Annotated in this window: 5 protein-coding genes; 4 read left to right on the forward strand and 1 reads right to left on the reverse strand. The window is 61.4% G+C overall.

The genetic code is table 11. From position 1 onward, the window contains the following. The first annotated feature begins 17 nt into the window (after nucleotides 1-17). Together ACLEJQ_RS18705 and ACLEJQ_RS18710 are read left to right on the forward strand one after the other, a co-directional pair. Nucleotides 18-1,385 (forward strand): hypothetical protein, encoded by a 1,368-nt coding sequence (locus tag ACLEJQ_RS18705; protein ID WP_440797291.1) that lies wholly within the window; start codon nucleotides 18-20, stop codon nucleotides 1,383-1,385. A 97-nt stretch (nucleotides 1,386-1,482) separates the two neighbouring features. Next, a complete protein-coding gene (locus tag ACLEJQ_RS18710) occupies nucleotides 1,483-2,502 on the forward strand; it encodes a quinone-dependent dihydroorotate dehydrogenase (RefSeq protein WP_440797293.1) in 1,020 nt (339 codons plus the stop codon). 336 nt (nucleotides 2,503-2,838) lie between these two features. On the opposite strand, the gene rmf is transcribed toward ACLEJQ_RS18710, so the two are convergent. After that, complete coding sequence (gene rmf, locus ACLEJQ_RS18715; protein ID WP_003223300.1) at nucleotides 2,839-3,054, reverse strand: ribosome modulation factor; 216 nt, start codon at nucleotides 3,052-3,054, stop codon at nucleotides 2,839-2,841. A gap of 528 nt (nucleotides 3,055-3,582) precedes the next feature. Between rmf and rlmKL the strand changes: the two genes are divergently transcribed. Next, complete coding sequence (rlmKL, locus tag ACLEJQ_RS18720; RefSeq protein WP_440797295.1) at nucleotides 3,583-5,856, forward strand: bifunctional 23S rRNA (guanine(2069)-N(7))-methyltransferase RlmK/23S rRNA (guanine(2445)-N(2))-methyltransferase RlmL; 2,274 nt, start codon at nucleotides 3,583-3,585, stop codon at nucleotides 5,854-5,856. A 131-nt stretch (nucleotides 5,857-5,987) separates the two neighbouring features. Further along, the gene (locus ACLEJQ_RS18725; RefSeq protein ID WP_440797296.1) at nucleotides 5,988-8,372 is read left to right on the forward strand and encodes a sensor domain-containing diguanylate cyclase; all 2,385 of its coding nucleotides are present in this window, start codon (nucleotides 5,988-5,990) and stop codon (nucleotides 8,370-8,372) included. The last annotated feature ends 55 nt before the right edge of the window (nucleotides 8,373-8,427 follow it).

Genomic DNA, 8,427 nt, shown 5'->3' on the forward strand with positions numbered 1-8,427 from the left:
AATAAGGAGAAACAACCATGCAAATTGGAAATGGCGCAGGCATACCTACGGGTGCTGCCCGAAACGACTTTGTTTCATCTTCAACCAGTTCGGTAAAAACATCAGCGGCGCTTGACCCTGAACTGCTGGACACTACGAATTTTCAATTGGACCAACTGGGGCCACCTAAACATGTCGCAATGGGTCTTGTGCATCTGGGTAATGCAATGGCGGCTCCGCTGGAGGAACTCTCTGCCGACCTGGGACAGCACGATCGCGATTTAACCGATCGGATTGCGCAATTTATCGAAACCGGTGTGACGCTTCACGAGCCTGACAGCAATGCAATTTTTGATTTAATAAATCAAAGAGCCAAAGGCTGCGAGAGTCGTGAGGATCGCTTGAAGTCTGTACTTGAGGCTGGCATGGAACTGCTCGAAGCCGCCAAGGGGCCAGGTCTCAATCTGTTGAATGTCGCCGGGAACACAGGGGTGATCATTGCACTGGCCACCGGGTTGCGCGAGTACGTTGGCTATCTTGTCGGACAGGCTCTGAGCGAGGGTGATACACCCGAGGCCACGCGGGCATGGGCGGCTGTGGCGCTGGCAATGACGGGGCCAGCGTTGACGCTGATGGGGGCTATCCGCAGAGAAGGCGGGGAGGCGAGCTGGAAGTCTCGTTTAGGGAGTGTGTGCATAGCGTCTGCTGCGCTGGGAGGCTGTGTCGCGGCCGTTCTCACGGGAGCGGCGTCAAAGCTTTTCCCCGCAATGGCCGGCGGGGTTGTCTACATCATGGCCCGGGCGCTGGCTCAATCCTTTTTCCCTTTGAGAGACAACGCAGGTCCCGCGAACGCAGCGTCAACCGCCGTTACCGCGGCGGCTTATGGCGCGTTTCAATTTGCGTTGGCGGAACTGGGTAAGGTCATGCCATTGAGTGGTCCTGCCAGGGCCGCCGAGGCGCTTGGTCACGATTTCGGGGCGGACGCTATCAAAGCCGGACTGAACGCGCTCGGAATGGTAGCCGATGTGGCTATCTTGATTATCTGCAAGAGTTGGCATGTGCTTTCCCCCCAGCCAGGGTCGGATTCGGTCTTCTCCGATCCGGAGTCCTTAAGACAAGTGGCCCTGGAGGTCCGCGCTGGTGTTCAGTGGCCCACCAGGACCCAATTGGCCGATGCATTCGTGAATGTGGCGGGGGCACGCTTATCGTATGGTCACGCCATCAGTCTGATCGTAGGTGCGGCAGGAGCTTTGTTAAGCAAGTACGACCTCAGTGAGGATTCCCAGGGGCATATTCTCAATGGCTGTTTCGCTGTGATGATGATGCTTCTTTACTTTCCACTCATCTTTGCCAACCTGAAGCAAACCAGCAACACCTACGCGCTGCAGGAAACGACTACGGCTTGATCCAGCCCAAGAGTGGGCAGCCATCGGCTGCTCGCTCCCATCCCTTCACCCCGGCTATAATCCGCGCCTCATTTCGTAGATCGAGTCAAACCCACCCATGTACACCCTGGCCCGTGAGCTGCTGTTCAAACTTTCCCCGGAAACTTCCCACGACCTGTCCCTGGACCTGATCGGCGCGGGCGGACGTTTGGGCCTCAACGGTTTGCTGTGCAAGGCCCCGGCGAAATTGCCGGTGACGGTCATGGGCCTGCAATTCCCGAACCCGGTGGGGCTGGCGGCAGGGCTGGACAAGAACGGCGCGGCCATCGACGGGTTCGCCCAGTTGGGTTTCGGCTTTGTGGAAATCGGCACCGTCACCCCGCGACCGCAGCCGGGCAATCCCAAGCCACGGCTGTTTCGCCTGCCGCAAGCCGAGGCGATCATCAACCGCATGGGCTTCAATAACCTGGGTGTGGACAACCTGCTGGCCCGCGTCGCGGCGGCCAAGTACCAGGGCGTGCTGGGGATCAACATCGGCAAGAACTTCGACACACCCGTGGAGCGTGCAGTCGACGATTATCTGATCTGCCTGGGAAAGGTCTACGCCCACGCCAGCTACGTGACGGTCAACGTCAGCTCGCCGAACACCCCGGGGCTGCGCAGCCTGCAATTCGGTGATTCCCTCAAGCAACTGCTGGCCGACCTGGCGCGGCGTCGCGCAGAACTGGCACTGACCCATGGCCGGCACGTGCCGCTGGCGATCAAGATCGCCCCGGACATGAGCGATGAGGAAACCAGCCAGGTCGCCCAGGCCCTGATCGAGACCGGTATGGACGCGGTGATCGCCACCAATACCACGTTGGGGCGTGACGGTGTCGAGGGGCTGGAGCATGGCGACGAGGCGGGCGGCTTGTCCGGCGCGCCGGTGCGGGACAAGAGCACCCACACCGTGACGGTGCTGGCCGCCGAACTGGCGGGGCGCTTGCCGATCATCGCCGCGGGTGGGATCACCGAAGGCCGCCATGCCGCCGAGAAAATCACCGCCGGGGCGAGCCTGGTGCAGATTTATTCGGGCTTTATCTATAAAGGGCCGGCGTTGATCCGTGAGTCAGTGGATGCCATTGCGGCGTTGGGTTGATCGCTGCGCCTTGAAGGCTGAGCAGTCCCCCCTGTGGCGAGGGAGCTTGCTCCCGCTGGACTGCGCAGCAGTCCTGAAACCAGCTTATGCCATTTGCCTGGTTCACCCTGCAATGGGTCTTGGGTCTGCTGCGCCCAAGTCGTCGGACCGGCCCGGCGGGAGCAAGCTCCCTCGCCACAACGGTGTTTGCAACTCAGGCACTTACATTAAGCCCACCCATTAAAAAGGGCTCCTCGAAGGAGCCCCCTGGGCCGTAGCCCGCCGTCCGGATGGGACGCGCGTGGTTAAATCGATGGTGGGATCAGATTGTCGATTTGTTGAGTAATAAGCCCTGTGTCAGCCGACGGCGTGAAGTTCGTTGAGTCTGTGGATACCCGCAGTGCCGGTCATACCGTCCCAGTTGTCGCCGCGTCCTTCTCGCCAGCCATTGATCCAGGCTTGGCGCACTGACGGTAGAGTAAAGGGGCAAAGCTCACGGGATTTACCACCAACGCCATATTGGTAACCGCGTAAAAATGCTCTTTCCAACGGATCACGCTTAAGTCTTCTCATAGGGTGTTGCCCTCACTTGTTGACTGTTGCTTAGCGTCGACCTCTAGCGAGGCCGGGGCAGAATCATTCTGCCGTTGGTGGCTCGTTGCCGGCGTGACGAGCCAAGGTGTTGGCGCCGTCTTGGCGTCAACCTGTGTTGAGTTCTAACCAAAGCGTCACATGGATGGAATGATCGTTTTGTCATAAGCACGTCACAATAAAGCTGTTAGGGCGATAAGTAACTTGATGTTCATTGACCGCTTTTGAGCAAGACCCCTGTATGATCGGCCCTGCGCTGAAAGGCGTGGCCTCTGCTCGAATGAGAATGTCCCCCTGTTGCACTCGGGTACTATTCGACGAAAGGGGCGAGTTTTCATAATTTGTTGCAGAGAATTTTTTACCTGCCCCCTCATCTAAGCTCTTTTGACCTGAGCGAGGGCGGGACGGCACACGTTCGTGCCACGCGGGTGCTCTTGAGAAAAGCACCTGATTGAACCCGGTCCGGCAATGCGTTGCCCGGGCCACTTAGCCAAAGGCGCTGGAAATCCCATGTCCGATCGTTTCGAACTCTTCCTCACTTGCCCCAAGGGCCTCGAAGGCCTGCTGATCGAGGAAGCCGTCGGGCTTGGCCTTGAAGACGCGCGCGAGCATACCTCGGCCGTGCGCGGCAGCGCTGACATGGAGACGGCTTACCGGCTGTGCCTGTGGTCGCGCCTGGCAAACCGTGTGTTGCTGGTGCTCAAGCGCTTCCCGATGAAGAACGCCGACGACCTGTACCAGGGGGTCCTGGACGTGGACTGGCAAGACCACATGTTGCCTGACGGCACCCTGGCGGTAGAATTCAGCGGCCATGGCTCGGGCATCGACAACACCCATTTCGGCGCCCTGAAGGTCAAGGACGCCATCGTCGACAAATTGCGCACCCCGTCGGGCGAGCGACCGTCCATCGACAAGCTCAACCCGGACCTGCGCATCCATCTGCGCCTGGACCGTGGCGAAGCGATCCTCTCCCTGGACCTTTCCGGCCATAGCCTGCATCAACGCGGCTACCGCTTGCAGCAGGGCGCCGCACCGTTGAAGGAAAACCTCGCCGCCGCCATCCTGATCCGCGCCGGCTGGCCGCGCATTGCCGCTGAAGGTGGGGCGCTGGCCGACCCGATGTGTGGCGTCGGTACGTTTCTGGTGGAAGCCGGGATGATCGCCACCGACATGGCGCCGAACCTGCGCCGCCAGCAATGGGGTTTCACCGCCTGGCTCGGCCATGTGCCGGCGTTGTGGAAGAAACTCCACGAGGAAGCCAGCGAACGCGCCGCCGCCGGTCTGGCCAAGCCGCCGCTGTGGATTCGCGGCTATGAGGCCGACCCACGGCTGATCCAGCCCGGTCGCAACAACGTCGAACGCGCCGGCTTGAGCGAGTGGATCAAGATCTACCAGGGCGAAGTCGCGACCTTCGAGCCGCGCCCGGACCAGAACCAGAAAGGCCTGGTGATTTGCAACCCGCCGTACGGCGAGCGCCTCGGCGACGAAGCCAGCCTGCTTTACCTCTACCAGAACCTCGGCGAGCGTCTGCGCCAGGCCTGCCTGAACTGGGAAGCGGCGGTATTCACCGGCGCGCCCGACCTGGGCAAGCGCATGGGCATTCGCAGCCACAAGCAGTATTCGTTCTGGAACGGCGCCTTGCCGTGCAAGCTGCTGCTGATCAAGGTCCTGCCGGACCAGTTCGTCACGGGGGAACGCCGTACCCCGGAGCAGCGCCAGGTCGAGCGTGAGCAGGCACTCCTGGAGGAGTCGCAAGAGCAAGCGCCACAGGAGCGCAAGTACAACAAGAATGGTAACCCGATCAAGCCAACGCCGGCGCCGGCGCCCGTGGTCGAGCAGGCTCGGTTGAGCGAAGGCGGGCAGATGTTCGCCAATCGCCTGCAAAAGAACCTCAAGCAGTTGGATAAATGGGCCAAACGCGAAGGCGTGGAATGCTACCGGGTCTACGATGCCGACATGCCGGAATACGCCATGGCCATCGACCTGTACCACGATTGGGTCCACGTCCAGGAATACGCCGCGCCCAAATCCATCGATCCGGAAAAAGCCTCGGCCCGGCTGTTCGATGCGCTGGCAGCGATCCCCCAGGCACTGAACATCGACAAGAGCCGCGTGGTGATCAAGCGTCGCGAGCGCCAGAGCGGCACCAGACAGTACGAGCGCCAGAGCGCCCAGGGCAAGTTCACCGAGGTCAACGAAGGTGGCGTGAAGTTGCTGGTCAACCTCACCGACTACCTGGACACCGGGCTGTTTCTCGACCATCGGCCCATGCGACTGCGGATCCAGAAAGAGGCGGCGGGCAAGCGCTTCCTCAACTTGTTCTGCTACACCGCCACCGCCAGTGTTCATGCCGCCAAGGGCGGGGCGCGCAGTACCACCAGCGTCGATCTGTCGAAAACCTACCTGGACTGGGCGCGGCGCAACCTGTCGCTCAACGGCTTCTCAGACAAGAACCGTCTGGAGCAGGGCGATGTGATGGCTTGGCTCGAAACCAGTCGCGATGAGTATGACCTGATCTTCATCGACCCACCGACTTTCTCCAATTCCAAGCGCATGGAAGGCGTATTCGACGTGCAGCGTGACCACGTCCAGTTGCTGGATCTGGCCATGGCGCGGTTGGCGCCGGGCGGCGTGCTGTACTTCTCCAATAACTTCCGTAAGTTCCAGTTCGAAGACAACCTCGCCGAGCGCTACGCGGTGGAAGAGATTACGGCCAAGACCATCGATCCGGATTTTGCCCGCAACGGCAAAATTCACCGTGCCTGGAAAATCATGGCGCGCTGATTGGATCCACGCAGGCCTTGTAATTCAAGGCCTCCAGCCTCATTTTGGGGCTGGTCAAAATGATGGCTAATAGCTATAACTTAGCCAGTGGCCAGCGCTGTTCCAGTGCCGGTCCTTTCTGAGTCGTGTTTATGGCATTGCATCAGGTGCGTCCCAGGATCCTGGGCTTTATCAGCGAAGATGTATCGGCCTGGCTGGTGGCTTCGCTGGTGTTGCTGGTCGGTATGCTCATGACCGGTTTGCTGACCTGGGCGATGTTGAATCTGTTCAACCAGCAACTGCGCCAGCGCTTCGAGCTGCAAGCCGAGGAACGTTTCAGCCGGATCGAGGAGCGCTTCCAGGAGCAGGAGCAACGCCTGGACGGCCTCAGGCGGTTCTTTGCCAACTCCGAGGGGGTGTCCAACAGCGAGTTTCGCGGCTACGCCGGCGCCTTGTTGCGGCGCACCCGGGCCCTCGCCTGGGCCCCCAGGGTGCGAAGGGACGAACGGCAAGCGTTCGAACAGCAGGTGCAGGCTGAAGGTTCGGCCAATTTCATTATCCGTGAAGCGGACGGCAGCGGTGGCCTTCGACAGGCTGGCGTACGGGATGAATACGTACCGTTACTCCATGTCCAGAGCCAGGCTTCCTACGGATCGCCACTGGGACTGGACCTGCTTTCCGATCCCCTGCGCCGCGCGACCCTCGAGCGGGCTCGTCAGCTTGGCGGGCTGGCGGTTTCGCAACCGCTGGATCTGGTCGGCGTCGACCCGGCGTACACCCGTGGGGTGCTGCTGGTGGCCCCGGTGACCCGCGAGCCATCAATAGAGCCGTTCGGCTATGTGGCGGCGGCGATCAGCATGCGCCAGTTGGCAGGGGATGGCTTGCCGGCGGTCGGTCATGACAATCTGGCGATGCGTGTCCTGGATTTGTCCACCAGCGACCGCGAGGAAGTGTTGTTCGAATCCCCCACCCCGGCAGGCCACAGTGAGCTGGCGGCGACTCGCCTGTTGCGCCTGGCCGATCATCATTACCGGGTCGAGTTGCGCCCCAGCCGGATGTTTCTGGCGACCAATCATTCTTCCGTGTCGAGCCTGGTGGTGCTCGGCGGTCTGCTCAGCGTGCTGCTCAGCGCCTTGCTTTATGTACTGGTCAGCCAGCGGCAGCGGGCGTTGAAGCTGGTGGAGCAACGCACCCGTGAGCTGCGTGCCCGGGAGCAGGAGCTGCGCGGCACCCATGGTCAACTGCGCGGCGTGCTGGATGCCGCGACTCAAGTCGCGATCATCGCCACCGACCTGCGTGGGGTCATTACCACCTTCAATGCCGGCGCCGAGCAGATGCTCGGCTATCAGAGTTGCGAAGTCCTGCAAAGCATGACGCTGGAAAGCCTGCACGTGCCACGGGAACTCCAGGCCCGGGCTGCCCAGCTCGGCGCACGGTTCGGCAAGCCCATCCCTACTTGCCATGCGATGCTGCTCGAGGGCGGCGAGCAGGGAGGACAACAGGCCCGCGAATGGACCCTGGTGCGCCGTGACGGCAGTCATCTGACCGTGAATATGCTGGCCACTCCGATGCTCGACGATCAGGGCCTGTGGATCGGGCACCTGGCGATCTGTATCGACATCACCGAGCGCAAGCGCGTCCATGAAGCGCTGGCGGCCCGAGACTTGTTGCTGAAAAAACTCAGTGCCCATGTGCCTGGCGGCATCTATCAGATCAAGATGGATTTCAACGGCCGCTTCAGCGTGATCTATGCCAGCGACGGGATTCGCGACATCTATGAGCTGGAACCTGAAGTACTGGTGCGCAACGCCGAGGCGATTTTCTCGCGTATTCATTGCCTGGACGCTGCCAGGGTGCGCTCCTCGATTCGCGCGTCGGCAGACACCCTGAGCCCTTGGCGCGAGGAATATCGCTTACAACTGCCGCAACGCGGCCTGCGCTGGGTCCGTGGTGAGGCCACGCCAGAGGAGCTGCCCGGCGGTGGAGTGTTGTGGCACGGCTATATCTCGGATATTTCCGATCTCAAGCGCGTGGAGGAAGAGCTGCGCGCCCTGTCGGTGACCGACGCGTTGACCGGAATCCGTAACCGTCGTTATTTCCAGGAACGGCTGACGTCGGAGATGGCCCGTATCGAGCGTGGTCCAGGGGATCTGGCGGTCATCATGCTCGATATCGATCACTTCAAGCGCATCAACGACCAGCACGGTCACGCCGTGGGCGACCGGGTGTTGCAAGCGGTCTGCCAGCGGGTCATCCAGCGGTTGCGCCGTACCGATGTCTTTTGCCGACTGGGCGGGGAAGAGTTCGTGGTGCTGTGCCCGGACACCGACAGCGACAGTGCTTACTCCCTGGCCCTGGGGCTATGGGCAAACCTGCGGGCCACGCCCATCGAAGGCGTGGGTACGATCACTGCGAGCTTCGGAATTGCCAGCTGGCGTGCCGGGGAGGGCGCGGATGCCTTGCTGCTCAGGGCCGACTCCGGGGTCTACGCCGCCAAGCAGGCCGGGCGGGACCGGGTCGAGACGCAGTTGGGGTAGTACGAAAGAGCGTGGGATATATGCGGGTCTTGCGGCCGGCAGTTGACCCTGTGGG

This window comes from Pseudomonas sp. SMV71 (genome assembly GCF_052042015.1).
Taxonomy (GTDB): Bacteria; Pseudomonadota; Gammaproteobacteria; order Pseudomonadales; family Pseudomonadaceae; genus Aquipseudomonas.

Bases quoted from the DNA above. Each gene is read 5' to 3' on its own strand.
- ACLEJQ_RS18705 (WP_440797291.1), top strand. From the start codon at position 18: ATGCAAATTGGAAATGGCGCAGGCATACCTACGGGTGCTGCCCGAAAC.
- ACLEJQ_RS18710 (WP_440797293.1), top strand. From the start codon at position 1,483: ATGTACACCCTGGCCCGTGAGCTGCTGTTCAAACTTTCCCCGGAAACT.
- rmf (WP_003223300.1), bottom strand. From the start codon at position 3,054: ATGAGAAGACTTAAGCGTGATCCGTTGGAAAGAGCATTTTTACGCGGT.
- rlmKL (WP_440797295.1), top strand. From the start codon at position 3,583: ATGTCCGATCGTTTCGAACTCTTCCTCACTTGCCCCAAGGGCCTCGAA.
- ACLEJQ_RS18725 (WP_440797296.1), top strand. From the start codon at position 5,988: ATGGCATTGCATCAGGTGCGTCCCAGGATCCTGGGCTTTATCAGCGAA.